The sequence below is a fragment of the Pandoraea faecigallinarum genome (assembly GCF_001029105.3).
Taxonomy (GTDB): Bacteria; Pseudomonadota; Gammaproteobacteria; order Burkholderiales; family Burkholderiaceae; genus Pandoraea; species Pandoraea faecigallinarum.
Window position 1 is genome coordinate 301,693 of the sequence record NZ_CP011808.2, and the last position, 24,296, is coordinate 325,988.

Sequence of the window (24,296 nt, forward strand, 5' to 3'; positions counted from 1 at the left end):
GCGGGCATGACCACGGCGAACACCTATCCGGACGATATCGACGCGCTCAAAGCTTTGTTGCGTGAGCGCGATGCACATATCGGCCATCTGGAAGACCTGGTCGAATCGCACGAAGCTGTGGTGGCGACAGGCAAGGCCGAGATCGAACACCTGAAGCTGCTGATCGCGAAGCTGCGCCGCATGGCGTTCGGACGCAGTTCCGAGAAACTGGATCGCCAGATCGAACAGCTCGAATTAAAACTGGAAGATCTCGAGGCCGATGAAGGCGCCACACCCATCGAACTGCCGAAGACGCCGCGCACAGCGGCAGAGCAGATCCAGCGCAAGCCACTGCCGGACCATTTGCCGCGAGAAGTGCTGACGCATCTGCCTGAGTCAGGCAAAACCTGCACGGCCTGCGGTGCCACCATGAAGTTGCTCGGCGAAGACTTCTCCGAGCAACTCGAATACATCCCCGCCAGCTTCCGCGTGGTTCGTCATGTGCGGCCAAAGCTGGCTTGCGCATGCTGTGATCATATCGCCCAGGCACCCGCGCCGAGCCGCCCGATTGAACGTGGCCTGGCCGGCCCCGGCCTGCTGGCGCATGTGTTGGTGGCGAAGTTCGCAGACCACCTGCCGCTATATCGTCAATCCGTGATCTATGCACGCGAAGGCGTGGAACTGGATCGCTCGCTGCTGGCGAAATGGGTGGGCCACGGTGCGAACCTGCTGCAACCGTTGGTCGAGGCACTGCGCCGACACGTGATGGCGGCCACGAAATTGCATGCCGACGATACCCCGGTGCCGGTGCTCGCTCCCGGCAACGGCAAGACGAAGACGGGACGGTTGTGGGTCTATGTGCGCGATGACCGGAACTCGGGCGACATCACGGCGCCCGTAGTCTGGTTCACCTACACCCCGGACCGCAAGGGCGAGCATCCGCAGCAGCACCTGACCAAGTTCAAAGGCACGCTTCAGGCCGATGCCTATGGCGGCTACCAGAAGATTTACGAGCGCGGCGATGTCGTCGAAGCTGCGTGCTGGGCGCATGCGCGGCGCAAGTTCTACGACCTGCATGCCGCACGGCCGAATGCCCTGAATACCGAGGCGCTGGAGCGCATCGGCGCGCTGTACCGCATTGAAGACGAGATCCGGGGCCAACCGCTCGATGCCCGGCAGGTCCGTCGGCAAACGCATGCCAGACCACGGCTCGACGAACTCTACGCATGGCTAACCACCATGTCGGGAACGCTCTCGCGCAAATCCGACACGAGCCAGGCGATCCGGTATGCCCTGAACCGGTGGACGGCGTTGACGCGCTATTGCGATGACGGACACCTTGAAATCGACAATCTGCCTGCCGAGCGGGCGCTACGCGGTGTGGCTGTCGGCCGTCGCAACTACCTGTTTGCAGGCGCGGACTCGGGCGGCGAACGGGCCGCGGCGATCTACAGCCTGATTGGCTCGGCCAAGCTCAACGGCATCGACCCCGAGGCGTATCTGCGTCATGTGCTCGGGCGCATCGCGGATCACCCGATCAACCGGATCGAAGAATTACTGCCCTGGATGGTGACCATTCCCGTACAGTGAAGGGATAATGCCATCGACATTCCAGATACCGGAGATCAGATGGCCAAGTCGTTCCAGCGTTATACCCTGCACGTGCAATTGCTGCATATCGAGCCGCCCATCTGGCGTCGCGTCACGGTCGAGGGCCCCGACACCCTGCGCAAACTACATCACATCCTGCAAGCCGCCTTCGGCTGGGAAGACACCCATCTCCACGACTTCCTGATCGACGGCAAGACGTATGCCCAGCTCGATATAGACGCAGGACTGGAGTTCATGGACCTGACCAAGACGTTTGATGACCGGAAAGCCAAACTGAATAGAGTGCTCCGGCCTGACTCGCACATCATTTACCAATATGACTTCGGTGACGGTTGGTATCACCAGATCGTCGTCGAAGACATTGAAACGATTGAAGGCGAATCATGGGGCGAGTCCAGGGTTCTCGATGGCGCGCGTGCCTGCCCGCCCGAAGATGTCGGTGGTCCGCCCGGATATGAAGTGTTCCTGAGTACCTTGCGCGATAACCCGGACAGCGAGGAAGCCACACACTACCGCCAGTGGGTTGGTCCAGGGTTCGATTCAGAGCGACTCGATATACGTGCTGCCAATGCAGCATTGATGCGACTGGCGGCCAATCGATGGGGGAATCGATAGCCCGTCAAGACGGCTTGGGGGACACGCTTACTAATTGGCGGTGTGGCTGCGCGCTTCATCGACTGGGTGTCTAGCGTCAATTAGATTTGCCGGTGACGACACCTAGAATTGCCGCCCTATGCCGGCTCCGCAGCGTTGTCGGAGCCCGCTTGTTTTGTGGCAGCGACGTTAGCCCGGTAGCTCTCCACGTCCACGAGATCGAGCACGACGCGGTGGTGCACGACACGATCAATTGCCACCATGGTCGTCATCGGATCCTTAAAAATGCGCTCCCACTCCGAGAACACCAGGTTGGTGGTGATCACCACGCTGCGTCGCTCGTAGCGCTCGGCCAGTAGCGTGAACAGCACTTCCATTCCGTCGCGGTCGTGCTGGACGTAGCCGATGTCATCGAGAATGAGACACTCGAAGCGATCGAGCTTGGCCAGTTCCTGCGGCAGGCGCAGATCCCGTTTGGCGGCCAACAGGCGCTGCACGAGGGCTGCGGTCGGAGAGAACAGTACCGGGCAACCAAGTTCGACCAGGGTGTGTCCTAAGAGGCCAGTTCAAAAATCGTGAGAGGGGCTGTTAACTTTCGAGGCGACCTGTCAAGCTCAGGTATCCAGCCAACGGGGACTGAGGGAATGCAAGCGCCGATCATTGACGACGATTTGTGGCAACTGATCGAATCGTTACTGCCAGAGGTGAAGCCTCGCGCGAAAAGCGATCCTGGTCGCCCGCGCGTGCCCGATCGAGCAGCACTCGATGGCATCTTGTTCGTGCTCAAGACCGGCATTCGCTGGAACCATTTGCCGACCCGCCTGGGCTTCGGTTCAGGAGCCACTTGCTGGCGACGATTGAACGCCTGGCAGAAGGCCGGCGTATGGGAGCAGCTACACGAGTTACTGCTGGACAAACTGCGCGCAGCTGGCCAAATCGATCTCTCACATGCCGCCGTCGATTCGTCGTCGGTGCGTGCTGTTGGGGCGGGCGAAAAACTGGCCCGAACCCCACGGATAGGGCGCGACCCGGTTCCAAGCACCACCTCCTCGTAGACGCCAACGGTATCCCAATCGTCGCGATCCTCACCGGCGCGAACGCCGCCGACGTCACACAGCTGCTGCGCCTCGTTGACGAGATTGCACCGATTCGCGGTGTTCGCGGCCGCCCGCTTCAGAAGCCCGGTATCGTCCATGCCGATCGCGGCTACGATTCCACCCGGCACCGGCGCGCACTGCGCGAGCGAGGCATCAAACCTATGATCGCCAAGCGTCGGGCCGAACACGGCAGCGGGCTGGGCAAATATCGTTGGCTCGTTGAGCGCACCCACTCCTGGCTCCATCGTTTCCGGCGGCTTCGCATCCGCTTCGATGGGCGCGCCGATATTCACGAAGCATTCCTCAAACTCGGCTGTTCTCTCGTCTGCTGGAACATCCTCAGAAACACTCAACTGACTTTTTGAACTGGCCTCTAAGGGTCCGTGCGGGGGGCATCGCAACGCCCTTACGAAAAAATCTGTCGAACCCGGGAAATGAGGGAGGTAAAGAGGTTCGTGGGGGCGGCAATTGGCCTGACGTGTGGCACCACCGGCGCCGGCAGGCGCTCGGGGCCGGCTTGTCGGGCGCCAGCCCCTGCGCCCACAGAACCTGCGTCTACACGGGGTTCCGCCTTCGCTTCCGCGTCCGTCAGCAGATCATATGCGGATTGTCCGCGCAGCAGATCCCCCGGTCGCAGCGGGCGGCCCAGCACGATGTGGTTGGTGCCGAACTTGATCATGTTTTCGGCCGCCTCCACGGTCATGAGATCCCAGCTCGGTGGGTCCTCGTTGTTTTTGCGGATCAGGCACCACTCCACGTCCTGCTTCACGTCGAAGGTGACCAATGTCACGGGGCACGAGGACAGATTGAAGTAAATCCTGTGCTTACCAATTTTGAAGCCGGTCTCAGCAGACAAGTCGGACTCGTGCTCTGCGATTACATTGATGATAAGCCGATTCAGCGTTTCATCGGGCTTCTGGGCGTTAAAGGCGTCTCTGACGACCGGGTCCGCGCTCCGGACCGGCTTATAAGCCTCCGCCTGCGCCCGCCCCATCAACACCATGACGCGTTCACCCTCATCGGGCAGCCCGGCCCTCCTAAAGTATTCTGCGGCTTCCTCGTAGTGGTAGGCGGCACGCTCGTGATCGCCTGCCTCACTAGCGCGCCCGCCGTCGGACGCCTGCCGCGCCGCAGCCGTCTGATAGGCGACGGTGATCCTCTCAAGAACGGCGGTAGCCTGCACGTGCAGACCCGCCTTCTTCAAGGCATCCGCAGCGTCCTTGTACGCGATTTCGGCAATCTCCGGACTGCGAGAATGCTCGGCTCTGCGCACGTAGAGGTTTGCGGCCGTCAGATAGGCCGCGTTGGCCTGCTCGCGGGCGGCGTCGGCCTGCGCGTCCAAACCAAGCGCCGTATAGAGGTCCGCGGCCGCCGCATAGGCGTCTGCAATCCACCCATACTTGGTGGCGGACGGATCGGGGGCCGCCCTCTCCCTCTTCAGAACAGCGTCTGCATACGTTACCCACGCGTCTGCGGCCTGCCCGGGCTGATTTTCCGCCGCACATGCTTTTGCCACGGACCTTAAGGCGTTTGCGGCCAAGTCGGGCTCTTGCGCCAGCGCATAGACGCGTGCGGCATTGCGGAAGGCGTCGATGACCGCTGCCAGGCCCAGCGCCTTGTTATGGGCCACATTGTCGTAGACCTTTGCGGGCGACTTCAGGAGCTCGGTCGCCATTTCACTTTGCGGATTGATTTTGGAGTGGATCGCCGCAGCGTCTTCGAGGGCGCGTCCAGCCAGCAAATCCTGGCGCCTATTGAGATGCTCTTTTGCGAGTCGCACGTAGGAATCCACAATTTTCCCGTGAGCGTGTTTGGCCCAACTGCCCGACCCGGCCTTTTCGAAGGCGATCTTGGCGCTCTGGTAGGCATAGGTGGACTGCGCGTGGCGATTCGTCGTTTCGGCCGCCTCCCCGCGGAAATGCTCGGGCCACGCATACCTTGCGATCTCCGTGTAGGCGTGTCCAGCCAACTTGTAGGCCGCTTTGGCCTGGTCCTCCAGGCCAAGCCTCTGGCACGCCTCTGCATACGTCTCGTAGGCCTCTGCGGCCTGAGCGAAGCACCGTGCGACGTTCACGGACTCTTTCCGATTGATAGATACATAGCCGGCGATCAGAGCCCTGTCGTGTTCCGCGAGGAATTCCGAAAACTCGTTTATTCCCGAGCCGCCGGCCACGGTTTGCAGCAGATCCGTTTGCCCTGTGGCCGAGAGCGCGTTAATCAACGTCATCTGTGCCGATGCGCGTTCCAGCGGGATGAACTGCGTTGTCTTTTGCGCCTGGCCGGCGCGCGCGTACAGGGCCAGCGCCATGAAGGCGGCCACCTTCGCAGCTTTATTACCGCCCGTAAGCACCCGGTCGAGGAAGCGCTCCAGCGCTCCCATATGGGTCAACTCCGCAAACGCGTCCCTGACGGAGTCACGACTTTCGAAATCCACTCTGTCGAGCACGACCTCGCACTTATTGAGGTTTTTGTCGGCAACGAACGAGGAGCCATGCGTGTAGTGGCGGGTTTTGAGATTGTTATCGACAGGCATCAGAACGCTTCAGGAACGGGCATCAGCGACGCGGGTTATCACGACAAGGAACGACAGATGACCGCCCCTGGTGCGGGCGGCGACAAAATGACGGCGAAAGCAGACGAGCGCGCACACAGGATGCCCGGCATGAACGCGGCAGACGTTTGGCGGTGATTGTGAGGGTTGCAGGCGAAGCCGCTCTCAGGCGAACACCTGATATGGCGTTGCCATGATGCCGCACGCGCCGCCCTGCGCGTTCTGCGCGGACAAAAGCAGTGCCCCGGCTGCCAACAGACCTCGCACTCAAACAAAAATCTGACGGATGCGCATCAATGTTCCCCCATGCTGAGGCGCTAGCTTCAACCGGCGGTCGGGGGCGGCTTGTCGTGCGCCAGACGCTACGCCCTCAGCGCCTGTGTCCGCAGAGCCTGCGCCCACACTTTGTTGCGCCTGCCGCTTCGTCAGAAGATTCAGCACGGCTTGCCCACGCAGCAGGTCCCCTACCTGCAGGGTTCCGTCGCACTATGGATAGTCAGGTAGATTCTACAGTTTCAAGCACCGGGAACCCAGTCGATGAAGCGCGCAGCCAAACCGCCGAAAAAGCCCTGCCCACAGGCATCGCCAAGGTCCTGAAGCGGTTGCACTACCCGTTGGAGGTTATGTTGCAGTGCGTGCGCTGGTACGTAGCCGATTCGCTGAGCTCGCGAGATCTGGAGGAAATGATGGCCGAGCGAGGCGTGGCGCTGGACCACTCGACGATCCATCGCTGGGTGATCAAGTGGCTGCCGGTTTTCGAGAAAGCGATACGTCGCCGCCTGCGCCCAGTCGGTGAGAGCTGGCGCATAGACGAGACCTATATTCGGGTCAGAGGCCAGTGGAAATACCTCTACCGGGCGGTGGACAAGGCGGGCCACACCATTGACTTTCTGCTATGCCCACGCCGCGATACCGCCGCCGCGCGCCGGTTCTTCGAAAAAGCCACCGCCGGGCGGGGCACGCCGACGACCGTCACCGTTGACAAAAGCGGGGCGAACCGCGCCGCGCTGCAGGCGCTGGGCGCCCAGCGCGAGACGCCCATCGAAATCCGCCAGAACAACTACCTGAACAACCTTGACGAGCAGGACCACCGCGCGATCAAACGGCGCCTCAGACCGATGCTGGGTTTTCAGAATTTCCGTTGTGCCCGCATTGTCCTGGGCGGCATCGAGGCCATGCACATGATTCGTAAGGGGCAAATGCTTGCCCCCAAGGGACGCCGTGCGTCCTCTGCTGAGCAATTGACCTGCCTTGGAGTTTTCGGACCAGTTGAAACTTGAGAGAATGGCTTCCATGATCCGCTTGGGTTTTCTGTGCCAAATCCGGAGCGAGTTTTTCGGCGTATCGGGTCAAGTCGGCCCGGGTAAAAACACCAATTGTCGGGCGGATTCGGCCGGCGCCAGCTCTTTGAGAGCTGAGTGAGGCCGACTCTCGTTGTAGTCCCCGCGCCATGCCTCGATAGTCGCTTTCGCTTCGCCCAGCGTCTCGAACCAATGCAAGTTCAAACACTCATCACGGAATGATCCGTTAAATGTCTCAATGTGGCAATTGTCCGTGGGCTTTCCTGGGCGACTGAAATCGATTTTCGACTTGTTGTGATATGCCCACATGTCAAGCAATCGCCCGGAAAACTCACTGCCGTTGTCTACGAAAATATGCCGAGGAGCGCCGCGTCTGGCCGCGATACGATTGAGCGCCGACACCACATGCTCTCCCCTCAACCGTTGACCAACTTCGATGGCCAGAGCTTCTTTCGTGAATACATCGTAAGCCGTCATTAAAGGACGCCCTATCGCGGTAGCTCGACAGGGGTCAAGCTTGCGTCCGCAAAGACTTTTGCGGACGCAAACATGAATGAACTCAACGAAACCGACTGTTTCCCGCTGCGGGTCGTACGCATACGTTCGAACGGCAAACGTGACTACGACCCCATCGCCAAGCGGCGACTGGTCGAGCTATGCCGTCGGCCGGGCGTGTCGATTGCCCGGCTGGCGCTTAAGGCCCAAATCAACGCCAACCAACTGCGCAAGTGGATTCGTGAGCACAAACGGGGAGGTGCCGTTATGACGCCCGTCACCGAGCCTGTGACCTCGACATTCGTACCGATCGCCTGCACACCACCCGCTACTACGATTGAGTCCTCTGCACCTGAGCCGCAAATCATCGCCAGCGTGCATGTGCGTCTGCCCAATGGCGTGCAGCTCGATCTCGAGAAATCAGATCTGGCCCAGTTGACGGCGGTTATCGAGACGCTCGGGAGGTTGCCGTGTTCCGGTTCGACGAAGCGCTAAAAGTGTACCTGCACCGCGAACCCGTGGACTTCCGTCAGAGCATCAACGGTCTGTCGATACGGGTGGAGCAAGCCATGCGCCTGAATCCGATGGCCCCGGCGCTGTTCGTGTTTGGTAATCGGCGGCGAGACCGCATCAAGATTCTTGGCTGGGGCGGCAACGGCTTCTGGTTGCTGATGAAGCGACTCGAGGCCGACCGGTTCATCTGGCCCGGGGGCGATGACGTCGTGACGCTCAGTATCGAACAGCTGCACTGGTTGCTCGAAGGAATCGATCTGTCCGTGATTCAGAAACATCCTCAGCGCCATTACCTGCGCATGAGCTGAACGTCGCGCTTACCGCATGGTCAAACTGGCCATGCCAGAAAACACCATCATGCTCAGCGCCGCAGAATATCAGGCGCTGATCGCCGCCAGTGCCGAGCGCGACGCCTTACGAGGCGAGCTTCGGTTCGTGACGGCGCAGCGTGACCTCGCACAGGAGAAGCTTCGCGCCTACAAACACGAACTGTTCGGCGCATCGAGTGAAGCCCGTCATGCCGACCAACTCGGTCTATTCAACGAAGCCGAGTCGCTGGCCTCAAGCACTGGCTCCGCGCGCGAAGAATTGCCGGGCACAACCGTCACCGCCCACACGCGCAGCAAACGCGGGCGCAAACCGCTCGATCCAAACCTGCCGCGCGAAGTCGTTCGACACGAACTGCCCGCATCTGAGCAGTTCTGCTCGCACGATGGCCACGCCCTAGTGGTAATTGGCGTCGAGACGAGCGAACAACTGGATGTGATTCCCGAGCAGGTTCGTGTGATCCAGCATCCGCGCGTCAAATGTAAGCGGTCCGCGAAAAACGTCCCTCAGAGAAAAATCACGAGGAACGTGAGGTGTGACAACGCAGCGAGTCAGCGGAGATCGGCAGGCATTTTCCATGGCAGCAGGGCGTCGTAGTCGTCGACGCTCTGCGCCAGTGGCAGACGCTGGAACAGCCAGGTGAGATAGCGATACGGATCGATGTCGTTCGCTTTGCAGGTCTCGACGAGCGAATAGAGGTTGGCGCTGGCGTTCGCGCCATCCACGGTGTCAGAGAACAGCCACGAGCGACGGCCGACGCAGAACGGTCGAATCGAGTTCTCGCAGGGATTGTTCGAGATGGGCCAACTGCCATTCTCGACGTAGCGCACCAGCTTGGGCCACTGTGCACGCAGGTAGGTAAGCGCCTTGCCGAGCAAGCCCTGCGGCACAACACCGGGCGATTGCTCAAGCATCAGTGCGTGGATGACGTCGAGCACCCGAACGCTGTATCGTCGTCGCAATCGCTGTCGTCGCTCGGCCTCCCACATTTCAGTGCGCGCCTCGGCGGCAAACAGCTTGCCGATCAACTTGATGAAGCGCGTCGCAAGCAGTTCAGGAGTACGCGCGACTTTCGGTACGTTCTCCTCCGCCTTGACGAAGTAGCGTCTGGCATGAACCCAGCATCCGAGATGCACGAGTTGGTAACGCCGCGCGATATCGTTATAGGGCTCGTAGCCGTCTGTCATCAGCACTGCCCCCTGACGGATGTCAGTGAACAGCCTGTCAGCCAGTTTGGCGCCGCGTCCGGGCGTGTAGGTGAAACACCGGATCGGCGTTCCCGACCCCGTCATCTGCGACCAGAGATAGCTCTTCGATTGCGCTCGTCGGTTTTCTTCTTTGAGCACCTGGAACGTGGTCTCGTCACAATAAACGATCCCGGCCTCGAGCAGTGCATCACGCATCAGGTTGATCACCGGCTGCGTGGCGAGACCGACGCGGACCATACTCGCGGCAAGCGTGTTCGACGAGATGTCACCGCCGAAGCGGCGCAGCAGGCCAGCCTGGCGGTACAGGGGCATGCCGAACTGATACTTGCCGGTGGCAATCCACGCGAGCGCCGATTCGGTAAGCAGCCCACGCGCAATGATGCGCGGCGGTGCCGGAGTGACCTTGATGCCCAGATCGCAGCATGGGCATGCGTACTTGACGCGCTGGTGCTGGATCACACGAAGCTGCTCCGGGATCACGTCGAGTTGCTCGCTGACTTCGACGCCGAACTCGACGAGTGCATGGCCATCGTTCGCACAGAAACGTTCAGCTTCAGGCAATTCGTGCCGCACGACCTCGCGCGGTAGGCTCGGATCGAGCGGCTTGCGCTTGCCGCGCTTCTTGCGTGTGTGCGCAGCGACCGTCGACTCCGGAATATCTTCCCGCGCGGGGGCGCTGTTCTTGCCAAGCACTTCGGCTTCGTTGAACAAGCCGAGCTGATTGTCGCCCCGCGCCTCACTCTTTGCACCGAACAGCTCGCGGCGATAGGCCAGAAGCCGTTCTTCGGCGAGATCGCGCTCTGCCGTCACGAGCCGAAGAGCACTGCACAATGCCTCTTTTTCTTCTCGTAGCGCACGAGCGGAATCGCGCTCGGCAAGCAGCGCTTTCAGTTCATCGGCGGTGATCGTGACGTTGATCGGCATGCGCGATTAGACCGGAATGCCACTTGCCTGTTTCAGCTTACCCGCAGATATTCTTGCCGCGTATGACGCCGGATCGCGGTGATGTCGTCGCCGTCGAGCAGCGCGTGCAGCACATCGGTCGTCATCGTGACGACATCGGTCTTGTTGTCGGGCCAGATGAAGCTGCTAGCTTCCAGGCGTTTCATCAATAGCCAGAAACCGCTACCGTCCCATCCAAGAATCTTGATCCGGTCGCGACGCCGGTTGCCAAAGATGTAGAGCGAGCCGTCCATCGGGCCCAGTTGCATCGACTGCTCGACGAGGATCGACAGGCTGTTCATGCCATAGCGGAAGTCGACCGGATCGCGGTGCAGGTAGACCTTCAGGCCTTCGTCGAACCGGAACACGGCATCCTCCCCAGAATCTGGACCAGGGTGGTCAGCTCCTCGATCGACGCGATGGCGCGCCCCATCTCGAGCTCGACACCGTTGGCCAGGCGCACATGTAGTTCGAGTTGCATCGACACAGCCGACGGTGCTGGCACCGGCGCAGATGCGGCTGGCGTCGAAACGACCGGTACGAAAGCCGGAGACGCCGCGGTGGCTGGAGCGAGACTGCGCGAATCCGGCAAGTCGATGGTCACGCTCTCGATCTCGCTCGACAAAAGCCCGTCGTCATCTCCAGCGCGTTTCCTCGGCAAGATGCCTTGCTCACGCGCCATCAGGTACTTCGTGATCCATTTGCGCAGCAGGTTGGCATTGACCCCGTGCTCTTGTGCCAGCCTCGCCACCGATACGCCAGGTCGCAATGCCGCTTCGATCAGTGCCTGTTTGCTTTTCTCATCGTAACGGCGGCGGCCGTCGCGACTTTGTCGAACGACTCTCAACTCTGAGTCTTTGTCAGCCATAGGTGTCCACCTCAATAGTGAACTGAACCCCAGAAGTTGGACGGTGGTTGAACGAATTTCACGCGAAGCGAATCCGGTATTCGACGGGGCTTAGGCCTTTGAGCTTCAGCTTGATCCGATCGTGATTGTAGTACCGGATGTAGTGATCAATGCCTGCTTGCAGCTCCTCTACGCTGCGGAATGTCTCCAGGTAATAAAGCTCCGACTTTAACGTGCCGAAGAAGCTTTCCATCGCGGCATTATCAAGGCAATTACCTTTTCGCGACATGCTTTGCTTCGCCGCGTGTGCGTCAAGCAGCCGCCGATATTCGGGCATTTTGTATTGCCAGCCCTGGTCCGAATGCAGCATCGGCCGGTCATCAGCTTTCAACCTGCTAAAGGCTTTCTTGAGCATCCCGCCAACCATGCCGAAAAGTGGTCGAGAGGACATCTCGTACGAAACGATTTCGCCATTGAAGAGATCTAGCACGGGAGACAGGTACAGTTTCCGACCGCCCACGTTGAACTCGGTCACATCTGTCACCCACTTTTCATTTGGCCGATTGGCATAAAACTGACGCGCCAGGTCGTTTGGGGCAACGTGTCCGAGTTGACCTTTGTAGGAACGGTATTTCTTCACTCGTACCCGGCATCGCAACTGAAGCTGCACCATCAGTCGGCGAACCGTCTTGTGATTCACGAGGTCACCACCACGGCGGACAGCAGCCGTGATACGACGATAGCCATAACGCCCTTTGTGCCGGTCAGACAACTCCCGAATCTTCAACTTCAAGTCGGCATATTTGTCATTTCCCTGCAACGTCCTTTGCTGATAGTAGAACGTGCTGCGGGCAAGGCCGGCTAGCTGCAGCAGACCGGCAAGCGGGTAATGTTGCCTCAGCTCAAGCACGATCAGCGTCCGCTCTTTTGCGGTTGCCGAGCATTCGCCCGAACCAAGGCCTCGAGCTTTTTTAGATATGCATTCTCCATTCGGAGACTCTTGAGCTCGTCGATCAGATCCTGTCGACTGCGGTCATGGTCGGAATTCGGTTGCTTTGCTTGGTCAGAGGAGGCTTTTGACATCGTCTTGCGGCGCTCTCTGGGCACTCGCCCGAGAGCTTTCGGACCGCCTTGATTGAATTTATCTTCCCACTCGCCAATCACGTTGAAGCGGCGGATGTTGAACAGTGCTGCAGTTTGACGCTGCGACAAGCCTTCTTCGCGCATCCGCTTCAGCACCGAAAGTTTGAATTCAGCACTGAAATTCGTGGGAATCCGCTTCTTCGTTCGCACGCCTTCTTCACCATGAGCCCGATAGCCGGCAATCCATTGACGCAACGATGAAACATTGACGCTATGCCGTTGGGCAACCGCTTTTAGGCCGGCCTCGCCGCTGCAGTAATCTCTAACGGCCGCCAACTTGGCTTGATCCGTGTATTTTCCCATAAACTCTTCAGGTCGGAGTCCAACCTTCGGGGTTCAGTTCAATAGTAGGTGGACACCTATGCTCCTCCATCACCAGGACCTTGGGTAGACGTCGTTACCGGACCGCTTACAATACATCGACAATTGTCAGCGCGCGAAACTTCGAGCCATCTGCGAGTTGATCGGCGACGAAATCCATACTCCAGGCATCATTCGGTTTGCGCGGCATGATTTTCTGCACGCGCGTGACGACCGTCTTGCGGCGCTTGGGAAGTTTCGATCGTAATTGCAATTGCTCTTCGCAATACAGCCGATATGCTTGATCCCTGCCCAACTGCCAGCCTTCACGCCGCAGCAGTACATGCACGCGCCGATAGCCATAGCGCACCCGCGTATAGGCAATTTCGCGCATGCGGGCACGAAGCTCGGGCGAGGATCTTTCACGCTTTGGTAGTACTGCGTGCTGCGAGGTTGCTTCACCAAACGACAGGCCCGCCTCATTGTCAATCCATAGTGGCTTATCACGTAATCCACTACGTCTTTCCTCAGCGCGGGCCGGGCCACTTTTTTGAAGCAACATCCTGCAGAATGGCCTTGTCCAGGCTTAGCTCGGCCACTAGGGTCTGTTTACATTTGTTGAAATGTGTTTACATCTCGTCTTTTGCGCGAGCGAGACAAGATGATTCGAACGTTGTTGAGCGACGAGGTATGGGCGCGAATCAAATCGGTATTGCCGGGCAAGGAAGGCGATCCTGGGCGAACGGCGGTCGACAACCGCTGGTTTGTCGAAGCCGTCCTGTGGATCGGCCGAACCGGCTGCCCGTGGCGTGATTTGCCCAAGGCCTTCGGGCGGTGGCACACGGTGTACATGCGCTTCTCGCGCTGGCGGCGCAATGGTGTCTGGGAGCGCGTGGTGCACGCCCTAGCCGACGAAACGGAAATCAGATGTGTGCTGATCGACTCAACCATTGTGCGTGCGCACCAACATTCAGCCGGTGCTCGAAAAAAAGCGGCCCGCAAGCACTCGGCCGCTCCCGCGGAGGACTGACAACCAAGCTGCACCTGGCCGTCGATGAAGCCGGACGTCCTCTGCGAATGATCGTTACCGAGGGACAAGTTTCCGATATTTCGCGCGCGAATGAACTGGTTGAGCACTTGCGCACCGGTGCAGTCATCGCTGACAAGGGTTACGACTCGGATGCCTTCGTCAACACTATCCGGGCTACTCGTGCGAAGGCCGTTATCCCGCCGCGCTCAAATAGAAAGACCAAGCGTCGGTACAGCCGAAAGCTGTACCGAACTCGCAATATCGTCGAACGATTTTTCGGTCGTATCAAACATTTTCGTCGTGTCGCCACTCGCTATGACAAGCTCGCACAGAACTATCTCGCCTTCGCTTCCCTTGCCTGCGCGTTCGGGCCGCTGGTGAGAATGTGAACAGAACCTAGCTTCTCGAGCCGTGCGTTCTCGTCTTGCAACTGTTTGAGCTCGCGTACCTGATCTGACCGCATACCGGCGTATTGCTTCTTCCAGCGATAAAACGTCTGCTCCGAAATACCGACGTGACGGATGAAATCGGCCACCGGCATACCCAACTCGGCCTGCTTCAGTACCGCCACGATCTGCTCGACTGAAAAGCGCTTACGTTTCATAGCAAACTCCTCCTTTTTCCAAGGGGAAAGTTTGCCGAAAAACTAACGTCCTAGGTGGTCCAGATTTCTCATTGCAGATCATGGTCGGGGCCGGCTCTCGCCGGCTTTGCTCGGTGTGCCTTCGTCAAGCAGCATTCTCAGCTAAACGGCCACCACCTTCTCATATTCCCAACGATTCCACCGTACACCAGATTCGACAATAACTCTCATGCCAGCGTCTGGGTGGTTTTTCGAGGTGCCCGAGTGTGTAATGGAATGCCCTATATCTCCATCACACCGACGACATTCATGTCGGGGAAGATCAAGACGTCAGGCATTTCAATACGTGAATCGTCGTATATGCCTCGCATATCTCTATCCTTAATAAAATCAAGCTCGTTACTCACTACTTCCCTGCCGTTCTTATTTACAATTTCTTCCCAAGCTTGTTTGCAGCTAAATTCTTCCCCTTCCAGAACATCGTCAAATTTCGAATTGGAGTGCATTGTTAGTAGATCGGCATAAGTTAAATTACACTTAGCCAAAGTCACAATAAACTCCTTGAGGTCAGCCAAAGTTGACGGCTCCGTCCTCTCAAAACCTTGAAACATAAGCTGATGATCTGCCGCTGGATTTTTGCCGATGCAAATTAAATTATGAGAATTCATTGTGGCCGCAGGGTGAAACACGCGAGCATTTACGGCTTCAATATAAAGGATGTCACCTTTATTAATTTGATTAACGGATTTCACGGCAATTTTTAGGCCAATTTCTTCCAATAACTTATTGACGTTCGATGCGTCTAAGGAAAATTTTCCGCCAAGCTTGCTGGACAACAATTCGTTAAAACGCTCATCGCCAAGCTCATCCCTCAAAGATAAAGTCATGCACAGATTAACAAACAACGCGCAATCCAACACAAAAGGATCGTGAGCAATCAACTTATTCAAAGCCCCAGATAAATCCTTACCTTCATAGATATAAGCGATGCTTCCATCTTCTTCTATTTTCTGCCGCATCCCCTCAATCCCCTTACTTAAGACGTCCTGATATATTTTATATATTTTTCTATTTTCTTCGCAAAGATTTTTAAAGTTACCTGCTTTTCTATCGGCGCCATTTGAGCTAAGAAATTCGTCCTCGTATCTAAGGTTATTTTTTTTATTTAACTCGCCAACATAGTGAATCATTCTATTTCTAAATCGACTATTCTTCAATGATTCATAACTAGTTTTTTTGTCTACTGGCTTTATTTCTATATCGGTATCGGCAAATTTTTTAATTACAATTTCTTTGATCTCACTCGCCCTTGCCGGTGAGTCGTTATCAAAACTGTGAAATTTGACATTTACACACTTGCATTCAGGATTTTTTTTCAAAAAACTCTTAATATTGCCCTCTATTATTTCGGCTATTTTTGCAGTGGCAACGTCAGAGCCCACATTCAAAGAATAGAATCCTGGATTGTTTTTGCACGAGTCGGTCTTCTGAATTTTTTCTTCCGTTGAAGGATCTCCATCATGAAAATATAAGTGGGCCGTATTGGTGCACCCAATAGAAGAAGCCTCGTCATTCGGATCTTGTTTTTGGTATATGGATTTGTATCCGCCTATATTCATTGAAGTGAACATATGAAAACCCCTATTGAAAAATTAACTAGGAAACCAAAAGGCATTATTGATTAGAAACACATGAACTTTAATCAAGCGGCATAGCGAATTGGCTGGTATTGTCAGGTTGTTCGGATGGGCGAGGTGGGAGGATAGAATGGCGCCTCCATTTCCACAATGTGTAATAGCCTAGACTAAATCTGACAGCTGTCGGTTTCTCCCGGGGCGCAGCGTTGTTCGTCGCATCCAGTGACGGCAACGTTGCGGTCCCTGAACCGCAAGGAGTCCACCATGACGCAACCTCAGAAAGTCATTCGTGCCAAAGTCGGAATTCTCGAGCTAGCCCGCCAACTCGGTAATGTCAGTCAAGCGTGTGGCGTGATGGGCTATTCACGCGACAGTTTTTACCGATTCAAAGAACTGGACGAGACGGGCGGCGAAGCCGCCCTGCAGGAAATCTCTCGGCGGCGCCCGCAGCCCAAGAATCGCGCGGATCCGCAGGTCGAAGCCGCAGTGGTCGAGCTGGCCCTGGAGTTGCCCGCCTGCGGCCAGATCCGCATCGCCAATGAGGGGCTCAAGCGTCATGCGCTGCACGTCTCGCCTCAGGGCGTGCGCAGCATCCGGCTACGTCACGACCTCGAGACCATGAACAAACGCCTGACGGCGTTGGAGGCCAAATCTGCGCAGGAAGGGCTGGTGCTCACCGAGACCCAACTCGCCTCGCTCGAGCGGGCCAAGCTTGAGAAAGAAACGCACGGCGAATTCGCGTCAGAGTGTCCCGGCTACTGCGGCGCTCAGGACACCTTCTACGTCGGCACGCTCAAAGGGGTGGGCCGGGTCTACCAGCAGACGTTCGTCGATACCTACTCGAAGGTCGCATTCGCCAAGCTCTACGATCGCAAGACGCCACTGCCGGCGGCTGATCTGCTCAACGACCGCGTTCTGCCATTCTTCGATAGCCACGGCATCCCGCTTATGCGCATCCCGACCGATCGTGGCACCGAATATTGCGGTAACCCCGAGCATCACGAGTATGAGCTCTATCTGGCGGTGAAAAACATCGACCACACCCGTACTCGGGCCAGCTCGCCCCAGACCAACGGCATCGTCGAGCGGTTGCACAAGACGATGCTCAACGAGTTCTATCGCATCGCCTTTCGCAGAAAAATCTACGACTGCATCCCCGCACTGCAGGCCGACCTCGACCACTGGCTTGACGAGTACAACACGCGGCGAGAACATCAAGGTCGATGGTGCTATGGCAAGACGCCCATGCAGACTTTCCTCGATTCTCTCTCGCTCGCCAAGGAGAAACTCATTCCTCATTCAGCTGCCGTGGCCGCTTAATCCTTCCGACTACCTCTCAGATCAAGTCTCAGCTAATACACCTTAACGTGCATGAATTCGTCACGCTATACGACCTCCGAGAAAAAATGACGGCTTGGCAGCACGACTACAACCATCATCGTCCCCACAGCTCGCTCGGCCATCTGACCCCAAGCGAGTTCGTCCAAAAGTGGTCAGTACAACCCAAAGAGGCAGCCCCTCTCCAGTTTTAAACTGTCCAGTTTCCGCGGGCACTTCACTCAGCCCCTAACGGCATAACTTTCCCGTCCAACTTTACGGAGTCAGTGCAAGCTCACGTTGTTGTAGTGGTATTTTTCGAAATCGGCATCAATAAAATCAAATAGTTGTGCGTTTAACTGTCGAACTCAAGTGGCCCGGCGCTGTTTCACGGACGACCTGGTCTGCGTGGGCTGAATTTTCCCGCGCCAACGCAACTACGGCCGACTCATCGGGCAGACCCGCGCGCCGAAAAGCAGCTGCGGCCAGTGCGAACTGACCCGCTTGCATGTACTCGGCTGCGACCCGCGCGTAGGCGTCCTGCTCGGTCAGGCCAGCTTGCCGGTAGGCGTGTACGGCTTTCTCGGTCGACCCCGCAAGTACGTAGGCGTGTGCGGCTCGCTCGCGCCAACGCACAGCATCGTGCGGTTCAATCGCGCGCTCTCCCGCCTCCATATACTTGTCCCCGGCCCTCTCGAAGTCCTCTGCGGCGCGCTCGGGCCGCCTCAGCGCCAAGTAGGCTTTGGCGGCCTGCTCGTAGCTAAATGCGGCCATCGAGACAAGATCTTTGGCCGCGTAGGCTGCGACCTTCTGCCAGGCGTGCGCGGCCCGCAGGTACTGATGATCCTGCATGAACGCTCGTGCGACCCGCTCGTAGGCTTCAAGCTCGGTCAGGCCGGCCTCCCGGTAGGCATGTTCGGCCAGTTCAGGCCGACCCGCCCGCACGTAGAAGTATGCGGCCCGCTCGCGGCAACGCACCACCTCGTACCGACCAATGGCACGACTGCCCGCCTCCATCAGCTGGTCTCCGGCTAACTCGAGGGCTTCTTCGGCCTGATCGCCCCGCCCCCCCTCCATAGCGTAAGCGTAGGCGACATGTTCGTAGGCGTCGACGACATGTTCGTACGCGTCGGCGGCCTTCTCATGCCAATTTTGCTGCGAGTAAATTTGCGCGGCCTGCTCATAAAGTTTTGCGGCCCGCTCGTAAAGTTTTGCGGCATGCAGGTACATCCCCGACGCCATGTAACATGTTGCAGCGCTTGAACAGGCTCTTGCAGCGGCCCCGAACTCACCTGTTCCCTCGTAGAGTCCTGCGGCCCTCTCGAGGACTCGTGCAGCCTCCGCGTCCAACTCATTCCGCATAGAGACGGTTGCTTGGACCTCGAGGGAGGCCGCGCCAGCGTGCTGCAACTGATGACCCTGCCTGAAGGCTGTTTCGGCATTCGTGAACGCTATTTGGGCCGACACGCGCCGTTTCGCCTGCGTGTAGAAATATGCTGCCTCGTGCCAAGCGAGGGCAACCAAGTATTCCATAGGAGGAACACATCGCTGGTAGGCTTTCGCGCAGCTCTCAAGGGCACCTGCGCTCTGCACGTGCTTCCCCTGTTTCGCGTAGACACCTGCCAGCGACCTGTAGGCGATTGCGACCGAATGGTGGTCTCCCGCCTCCGAGTGAGCTTTTGCGGCCATCGAGTAAGCTTCTTCGGCATGCGTAAACTGACGCGTCTGGATGAAGATGAGTGCAGCAAAGGAGTAGGCTACTCCGGCCCGCTTATGCTGCCCCGCTTCCGAGAAGGCTTTCGCGGCACTCCAATAGGCTCGTGCGGCCATCCCCAACGCTTCGTCAGACCGTTCGAACAGCGCCGCGTGCTCATATGAAGTTGCGGCCTTCTTATAGCTTTTTCCTGCCTCATCGTGCCAATCGGCTCGCGCAAGGGCTTTGGCGCCCCTCGTGTAAAGGTCCGCGCACACGGCGAAGACGCGTGCTGCCTGCTCGTGCAGCTTCTGCTTCTCGTAGTCTTGCGCGGCCTTGCTCAAGGCCTTTGCGGCCTCATTAAAGATGGCTTCGGCCGGCTCGCGTAAACCTCTCTCCAGGTAGGCGCCTGCCACCGCCGCGGAGGTGTCTGCCACCGCTGCGTAGGCGCCCACGACGTTCTCGTGCAGTTGCTGGTCCGCATAGGCTTTCGCCGCATCCATCAAGAGGTCTACGGCCCGTTTATGGTGTTTGTCGGCCAGCTCGCGTTGATCCCCCTTCGCATAGGCTTGCGCTGCCGCCGTATAGAGGGCGGCGGCCCGCTCGCGCAGCCCCATGTTCTCGTAGACTCCTCCGGCCTTGCTCAAGGCCCTTGCGGCCTCCCTAAAGATTGCTTTCGCCGGCTCGCGCAGGCCCTCCTCGTGATGGGCGTCTGCGATCCCTTGGAGGTCCCGTGCGGCTGCCTCATTAGCTTTTGCAGCGGCCTCACCGGCTTTTGCGGCTGCCTCATTGGCTTTTGCGACCTGCGCAGGCTGATCAATTCGCAAATAGGCTGTCGCGGCCTTCAGGTAGCATGCTGCGCTCTTCGCGTAGGCCTCTGCCGCCTGCGCGAACAGCCCCGCCCGGTCGTAGGCGAGCGCGGCCGTCCGATAGGCAAGCGCGGCCTGCATGTAGGCGTCGGGAGCCGGTCCGTGGGCTTTTATTGCCAATGCGGTGCTTTCGACTTCCGTTTTGCCGCGGGCGCGAGCCCGGTCAAAGTGCAAATAATAATCATTTGCGTCACCTTCTTTGAGGTGCAGCTCGCCACCTAGCCAATTGATGTGGGCGGCCAGACAAAGCGTATCCCGATACGCGAGGGATTCTGAAAATTGGTTCGCTTCGGCGGGGTTGTCAAGGCTTTGCAGCGACGCCTCTAGCCCGGTGTGTGAGAGACCTTCGGCCAGCGTCGTGAGGGCCTTATCCCGGCTGCTTGGAATGAACATAGTGCTCGCCCCTTGCCCATCGGCGAACCTGCGAAGGGTTAGCGAGGCTAAGGCGGCCACGCAGTCAGGTTTGGCACCGCTTTTAAAGTGCGTATCGTTGATGCTGGCACCGATTTTCGTCTGCATTGCCTGATAGGCTGCTTCGACTTCAAGCGCACAAGTAAAGTCAACCGTAGCGAGGTTAACTTCAGGCGCAGCCGCGTTGGTTTCCTGAGCGCTTTGATAGGCTAGGCGGGCAGTACCTAAGCGCTGGGCGGAGAAGTTTTGCCCCATAAGACAGTACCTCAGACGAGCATGGGTGAAGCCGATTAGTACCACAGCCAACCCTATGCCGTGTTCGTATTTCGGCCAAAACCTACGGATCTCGGAAAAAGGCGTTGTCATGCATGGTGTCAGAAACGGGGGTGAAATGCCCCCCTTTTGAGGAAATTACGGCCGATATTGACAGTCGTGGTCATGTTCACCCGCATCGAGACCGAACAGGCTGATCTTGCCGCGCATAAGATCGGAGATACGCGGCTGAGTCACGCCGAATAGCCTGGCCGCTTGTGCCGGCCCCATGTCGTTGCGAAGGGGTGATGCTTCAGCGCCCTCAATTTCATATTTTCCGCTTCTTCCCAAGTATCCTCGATGGCCTCCCAGACGCTGGCAAATCGTTGGAGGCTCATTAGCGAGCCCTTCGACTTGTCAGGCGGTTCTGAGCTCGTGGAGCAGGTCGGGGTGCCGATCCAGCAGCTTGAACAGCTTGACCAAGGCCAGCGGGGGCTTCGTCTTGCCGTTCTCGTAACGCGAGAAGGCATTGATGCCGCCGCCGAAGATTTCGGCGGCCTCACGCTGTCCCAGGTCGAGCTTTTTGCGCACCTTGACGATGAAGGCGGGGTCAACGATAGCCGCGTTCACCTGTCTGTGGAACGCCCGCATTTCACGCATGACGCGCTCGGCTTCGGCCATGTCGGTGATGGACTCATCGCAGGCGGGGCAAAAGTCAGCCGTCAACGCAGGAATCATCGTGGTTTCGCCCTTGTAGGTGTAGGGCAGGTCGCGGGTGTCATGGATCAGTTCCGCCGCGCCGCAAACCGGACATTTCATGGTCATAGCTCCTTGAAGGACACGATCAACACGTCATCGATGACCGTCAGCTTCAGATACACGTCGCCCGCTTGCGTGCTGGGGCGGCACACGTCCTGCCATACCGTGTGGTCGGCATGGGTAGCCATGCTCTTGAAGAAGTCCGCTGGCGTGAGTGCCCTCACCACAGCCAGCATGTCGGAGAGCTCCAAACTCAAGGCAGCGGCCCCAAGCCTGGCCGAATGGGTTGCGCGGACTTTGCCGGCTGCTATGAAGGTTTTGCCTACAGGCAACTTGCAATGCGGGGTAGGCTTCTCCACGAACATAATCTGACCTAGTTGGTATTAGTTGGCAAGTTGGTTAGCCCGGAAACTCTGGTTTCGGCTCCTCCCCATAGGGGTCGTCTCAGAAAACGGAAAACAAAGCACGCTAAGGTGATTGTTGATACCAGCCCTTTGAGCGATTCACCATACGCACGACCAGGAGCATCACCGGCACTTCAACCAGGACACCGACCACGGCTGCCAGTGCCGCACCGGAGTGCAGGCCGAACAAGCTGATGCCAGCCGCCACGGCCAGCTCGAAGAAGTTGCTGGCACCGATCAAAGCTGATGGGCAGGCGACCGAGTGCTTCTCCCCCGTGCGCTTGTTGAGCCAGTATGCCAACCCGGAATTGAAGAACACTTGAATCAGGATCGGCACGGCCAACATGGCGATCACCAGCGGCTGCCGGATGATGGCCTCGCCCTGGAAGGCGAACAACAGAACCAACGTCAGCAGCAGCGCGGCCATCGACCACGGCCCGACCTTCTGCATGGCCCGCTCAAAGGTGGCCTGCCCTTGCTTGAGCAGATGCCACCGCCAGAGCTGCGCCAAGATCACCGGCACGACGATGTAAAGCACGACCGAAATCATCAGCGTGTCCCAGGGCACCGAGATCGAGGACATGCCTAGCGGCAGCCCGACGATGGGCGCGAAGGCCACGATCATAATGGCGTCGATCAAGGCCACCTGCGAGAGCGTGAAAAGCGGGTCGCCATTGGTGAGCCGGCTCCACACGAATACCACTGCCGTGCAGGGCGCGGCGGCCAACCAAGACCAAGCCTGCAATGTAGCTGTCCAGTTGATCGGCCGGCAGGAACGGGGCAAACACCTGCCGGATGAACAGCCACCCGAGCAGGGCCATCGAGAACGGCTTGACGGCCCAATTCACGAACAGCGTGACGCCGATGCCGCGCCAATGCTCTTTGACCTGATGCAGTGCCCCGAAGTCGACCTTGACCAGCATCGGAACGATCATCACCCAAATCAGCAGGCCTACCGGCAACTTGACCCGGGCCACTTCCATGCGGCCGATGGCCTGGAACACGGCCGGGAGGCCCTGGCCGAGCACAACGCCAGCGACGATGCACAAGGCCACCCACAGGGTTAGATTCCGCTCGAACCCGCTCATGGGCGCTCGAGCCGCGCCCTGGCTCTGCGCGGCCACGCTCATTCCGCCGCGTCGGTCTTGCCGATGTTCAGCAGCTCGCGCTTGATGGCCGTCTGATCGAGGATGCCAAAGGACAGGTTCACAAACAGCCGAACACGGTTCGTCATGAGCCGGAAAACCTTGTCGAAGGCCCGGCGCTTCTCGTCGTCGGTGCCTTCGACGGCGGCCGGGTCTTCAAATCCCCAATGCGCGGAAATGGGTTGTCCCGGCCACACGGGGCAAACCTCGCCGGCCGCGGTGTCGCAAACGGTGATGATGAAATCCATCTTCGGCGCGTCGGACGTGGCGAACTCGTCCCAATTTTTGCTGCGCAAGCTGTCGGTCGAATACTTGCTTGACTGCACCTTTTCGATGGCGAATGAATTGACCTTGCCAGTCGGATGACTGCCAGCGCTGTAGGCGCGGAAACGGCCCTGCCCCATCGTGTTGAGGAGGGCCTCGGCCATGATGCTGCGGACTGAATTGCAGGACGTTGTAGGTTCTCTCGGTCATAGCGTTTGGCCTTCGGGTGGCGGTTGGGCAGCAATGGCAATGGATGAAAGATCGGTGGCCCGGTCGACGACGCGGCCCGCCGCTTTCCGTTCGGAATAGCGGTCAGTCAGGGCTTCCCGGTGTGGACGCAGCAGCACCGTGAAACGCCCCAGTTCTTCCATCACATCGGCGATTCGGTCGTAGTAAGGCGAGGGCTTCATGCGGCCCGCCGCGTCGAACTCCTGGAACGCCTTGGCGACACTCGACTAGTTCGGGATGGTGAACATCCGCATCCAGCGGCCTAGCACGCGCAAGGTATTCACGGCGTTGAAGCTCTGCGAGCCGCCCGATACCTGCATCACGGCCAGCGTACAGCCTTGCGTTGGCCGAATGCCAGCTATTTCAAGGGGCAGATGGTCGATCTGCGCCTTCATGAGGCTGGTAATCTGGCCGTGGCGTTCCGGGCTGCATCAGACTTGCCCCTCCGACCACTCGGACAGGGCGCGCAGTTCCTTGACGGCGGGGTGATCGTCGCTTTGCACCTGATCGGGCAACGGAAAATCGGACGGGTCGAAGATGCGCGTTTCCGCGCCGAAGAATTGCAGCAGCCGGGCCGCTTCCTCGACAGCCCGCCGGGAGAACGAGCGGGCACGTAGCGAGCCATACAGCAGCAAGATACGAACCGGCGTGGCGTCGGGTGCCAGTCCGAGCGCTGGGCGCTCGATGGCAAAGGACTTGTCCAGCGCTGGCAGGAAATCACGGGCAGGCAGGTCTCGGGTTCTCATGCGGACACCCCTTCTCGGCATCCGTTGTGCAAGACAGGTCGCAATCGCGG

General features: G+C 58.5%; 18 protein-coding genes and 9 pseudogenes. 10 read left to right on the plus strand and 17 right to left on the minus strand.

The features are described 5' to 3' along the window. Window positions 1-6 precede the first annotated feature (6 nt). On the plus strand, window positions 7-1,569 hold the full coding sequence (gene tnpC / locus AB870_RS24440; protein WP_047909219.1) for an IS66 family transposase: 1,563 nt from the start codon (window positions 7-9) through the stop codon (window positions 1,567-1,569). Between the two features lie 39 nt (window positions 1,570-1,608). Continuing rightward, window positions 1,609-2,205 carry a plasmid pRiA4b ORF-3 family protein gene (locus AB870_RS24445; RefSeq protein ID WP_047909220.1) on the plus strand — a complete coding sequence of 199 codons (597 nt, stop codon included), beginning with the start codon at window positions 1,609-1,611 and terminating at the stop codon, window positions 2,203-2,205. 116 nt (window positions 2,206-2,321) lie between these two features. On the opposite strand, the pseudogene AB870_RS24450 reads toward AB870_RS24445, so the two are convergent. Further along, window positions 2,322-2,741, minus strand: a pseudogene (locus tag AB870_RS24450) (ATP-binding protein); the annotation flags it as partial. 87 nt (window positions 2,742-2,828) lie between these two features. Between AB870_RS24450 and AB870_RS26040 the strand changes: the two are divergent. Next, a protein-coding gene (locus AB870_RS26040) for an IS5 family transposase (protein ID WP_157112530.1) occupies window positions 2,829-3,646 on the plus strand; the annotation gives its coding sequence in 2 pieces (ribosomal slippage) (window positions 2,829-3,177 and window positions 3,177-3,646; 819 coding nt in all). Between the two features lie 41 nt (window positions 3,647-3,687). Here the strand turns inward: AB870_RS26040 and AB870_RS24465 are convergent. Beyond that, window positions 3,688-5,814: a soluble NSF attachment family protein gene (locus tag AB870_RS24465; protein WP_064674961.1), complete on the minus strand. Its 2,127-nt coding sequence runs from the start codon at window positions 5,812-5,814 to the stop codon at window positions 3,688-3,690. 506 nt (window positions 5,815-6,320) lie between these two features. Between AB870_RS24465 and AB870_RS24475 the strand changes: the two genes are divergently transcribed. Then, window positions 6,321-7,112: an IS6 family transposase gene (locus tag AB870_RS24475; protein ID WP_047909224.1), complete on the plus strand. Its 792-nt coding sequence runs from the start codon at window positions 6,321-6,323 to the stop codon at window positions 7,110-7,112. Between the two features lie 69 nt (window positions 7,113-7,181). Here the strand turns inward: AB870_RS24475 and AB870_RS24480 are convergent. Then, window positions 7,182-7,610 (minus strand): annotated as a pseudogene (locus AB870_RS24480) (integrase core domain-containing protein); the annotation flags it as partial. 72 nt (window positions 7,611-7,682) lie between these two features. Here AB870_RS24480 and tnpA (AB870_RS24485) point away from each other — a divergent pair. From tnpA (AB870_RS24485) to AB870_RS24495, 3 genes and pseudogenes are all read left to right on the plus strand, one after another. Next, entirely contained in the window at window positions 7,683-8,123 is a 441-nt protein-coding gene (gene tnpA / locus AB870_RS24485; protein WP_047909226.1) for an IS66-like element accessory protein TnpA, read from the plus strand. Beyond that, window positions 8,099-8,449, plus strand: coding sequence for an IS66 family insertion sequence element accessory protein TnpB (gene tnpB / locus AB870_RS24490; protein WP_047909134.1), 351 nt, complete (start codon window positions 8,099-8,101; stop codon window positions 8,447-8,449). The genes tnpA (AB870_RS24485) and tnpB (AB870_RS24490) overlap by 25 nt, the downstream gene beginning before the upstream one ends. A 31-nt stretch (window positions 8,450-8,480) precedes the next feature. Continuing rightward, a pseudogene (locus tag AB870_RS24495) lies at window positions 8,481-8,948 on the plus strand (IS66 family transposase); the annotation flags it as partial. A gap of 71 nt (window positions 8,949-9,019) precedes the next feature. Here AB870_RS24495 and tnpC (AB870_RS24500) read toward each other — a convergent pair. From tnpC (AB870_RS24500) to AB870_RS24525, 5 genes and pseudogenes are all read right to left on the minus strand, one after another. After that, entirely contained in the window at window positions 9,020-10,600 is a 1,581-nt protein-coding gene (tnpC, locus tag AB870_RS24500) for an IS66 family transposase (RefSeq protein ID WP_047909161.1), read from the minus strand. A 32-nt stretch (window positions 10,601-10,632) separates the two neighbouring features. Beyond that, window positions 10,633-10,986, minus strand: a complete 354-nt coding sequence (gene tnpB / locus AB870_RS24505; protein WP_047909160.1) for an IS66 family insertion sequence element accessory protein TnpB — start codon at window positions 10,984-10,986, stop codon at window positions 10,633-10,635. Beyond that, on the minus strand, window positions 10,962-11,486 hold the full coding sequence (tnpA, locus tag AB870_RS24510) for an IS66-like element accessory protein TnpA (protein ID WP_047909159.1): 525 nt from the start codon (window positions 11,484-11,486) through the stop codon (window positions 10,962-10,964). Before tnpA (AB870_RS24510) ends, tnpB (AB870_RS24505) begins: the two co-directional genes overlap by 25 nt. A 58-nt stretch (window positions 11,487-11,544) precedes the next feature. Next, a protein-coding gene (locus tag AB870_RS26045) for an IS3 family transposase (protein ID WP_157112531.1) occupies window positions 11,545-12,911 on the minus strand; the annotation gives its coding sequence in 2 pieces (ribosomal slippage) (window positions 11,545-12,440 and window positions 12,440-12,911; 1,368 coding nt in all). A 112-nt stretch (window positions 12,912-13,023) separates the two neighbouring features. Continuing rightward, a pseudogene (locus tag AB870_RS24525) lies at window positions 13,024-13,513 on the minus strand (IS3 family transposase); the annotation flags it as partial. A 56-nt stretch (window positions 13,514-13,569) separates the two neighbouring features. Here AB870_RS24525 and AB870_RS26050 point away from each other — a divergent pair. Continuing rightward, window positions 13,570-14,327, plus strand: a protein-coding gene (locus tag AB870_RS26050) for an IS5 family transposase (RefSeq protein ID WP_157112532.1) whose coding sequence is annotated in 2 segments (ribosomal slippage) — window positions 13,570-13,891 and window positions 13,891-14,327 — 759 coding nt in all. Because the reading frame shifts where the segments join, the coding sequence is not laid out codon by codon here. Between the two features lie 8 nt (window positions 14,328-14,335). On the opposite strand, the pseudogene AB870_RS24535 reads toward AB870_RS26050, so the two are convergent. Both AB870_RS24535 and AB870_RS24540 read right to left on the minus strand, forming a co-directional pair. After that, window positions 14,336-14,542 (minus strand): annotated as a pseudogene (locus AB870_RS24535) (transposase); the annotation flags it as partial. Between the two features lie 260 nt (window positions 14,543-14,802). Further along, window positions 14,803-16,152, minus strand: coding sequence for a hypothetical protein (locus AB870_RS24540; protein ID WP_157112533.1), 1,350 nt, complete (start codon window positions 16,150-16,152; stop codon window positions 14,803-14,805). A gap of 270 nt (window positions 16,153-16,422) precedes the next feature. On the opposite strand from AB870_RS24540, the gene AB870_RS24545 reads away from it, so the two are divergent. Next, window positions 16,423-17,478, plus strand: coding sequence for an IS481 family transposase (locus tag AB870_RS24545; RefSeq protein WP_047909231.1), 1,056 nt, complete (start codon window positions 16,423-16,425; stop codon window positions 17,476-17,478). Beyond that, window positions 17,382-17,690 (plus strand): integrase core domain-containing protein, encoded by a 309-nt coding sequence (locus AB870_RS27615; RefSeq protein WP_084664339.1) that lies wholly within the window; start codon window positions 17,382-17,384, stop codon window positions 17,688-17,690. Before AB870_RS24545 ends, AB870_RS27615 begins: the two co-directional genes overlap by 97 nt. A 124-nt stretch (window positions 17,691-17,814) precedes the next feature. Here the strand turns inward: AB870_RS27615 and AB870_RS24550 are convergent, their stop codons facing one another. From AB870_RS24550 to arsH, 7 genes and pseudogenes are all read right to left on the minus strand, one after another. After that, entirely contained in the window at window positions 17,815-20,814 is a 3,000-nt protein-coding gene (locus tag AB870_RS24550) for a hypothetical protein (RefSeq protein ID WP_047909232.1), read from the minus strand. A 45-nt stretch (window positions 20,815-20,859) separates the two neighbouring features. After that, window positions 20,860-21,098, minus strand: a pseudogene (locus tag AB870_RS27270) (helix-turn-helix domain-containing protein). A gap of 19 nt (window positions 21,099-21,117) precedes the next feature. After that, entirely contained in the window at window positions 21,118-21,519 is a 402-nt protein-coding gene (locus AB870_RS24555) for a type II toxin-antitoxin system MqsA family antitoxin (protein WP_047909400.1), read from the minus strand. 2 nt (window positions 21,520-21,521) lie between these two features. Further along, on the minus strand, window positions 21,522-21,818 hold the full coding sequence (locus AB870_RS24560) for a type II toxin-antitoxin system MqsR family toxin (protein WP_047909401.1): 297 nt from the start codon (window positions 21,816-21,818) through the stop codon (window positions 21,522-21,524). A 109-nt stretch (window positions 21,819-21,927) separates the two neighbouring features. Next, window positions 21,928-22,993: pseudogene (gene arsB / locus AB870_RS24565) on the minus strand (ACR3 family arsenite efflux transporter). Beyond that, a pseudogene (locus AB870_RS24570) lies at window positions 22,990-23,482 on the minus strand (arsenate reductase ArsC). The pseudogenes arsB and AB870_RS24570 overlap by 4 nt, the downstream one beginning before the upstream one ends. After that, a pseudogene (gene arsH, locus AB870_RS24575) lies at window positions 23,479-24,246 on the minus strand (arsenical resistance protein ArsH). The pseudogenes AB870_RS24570 and arsH overlap by 4 nt, the downstream one beginning before the upstream one ends. Window positions 24,247-24,296 lie beyond the last annotated feature (50 nt).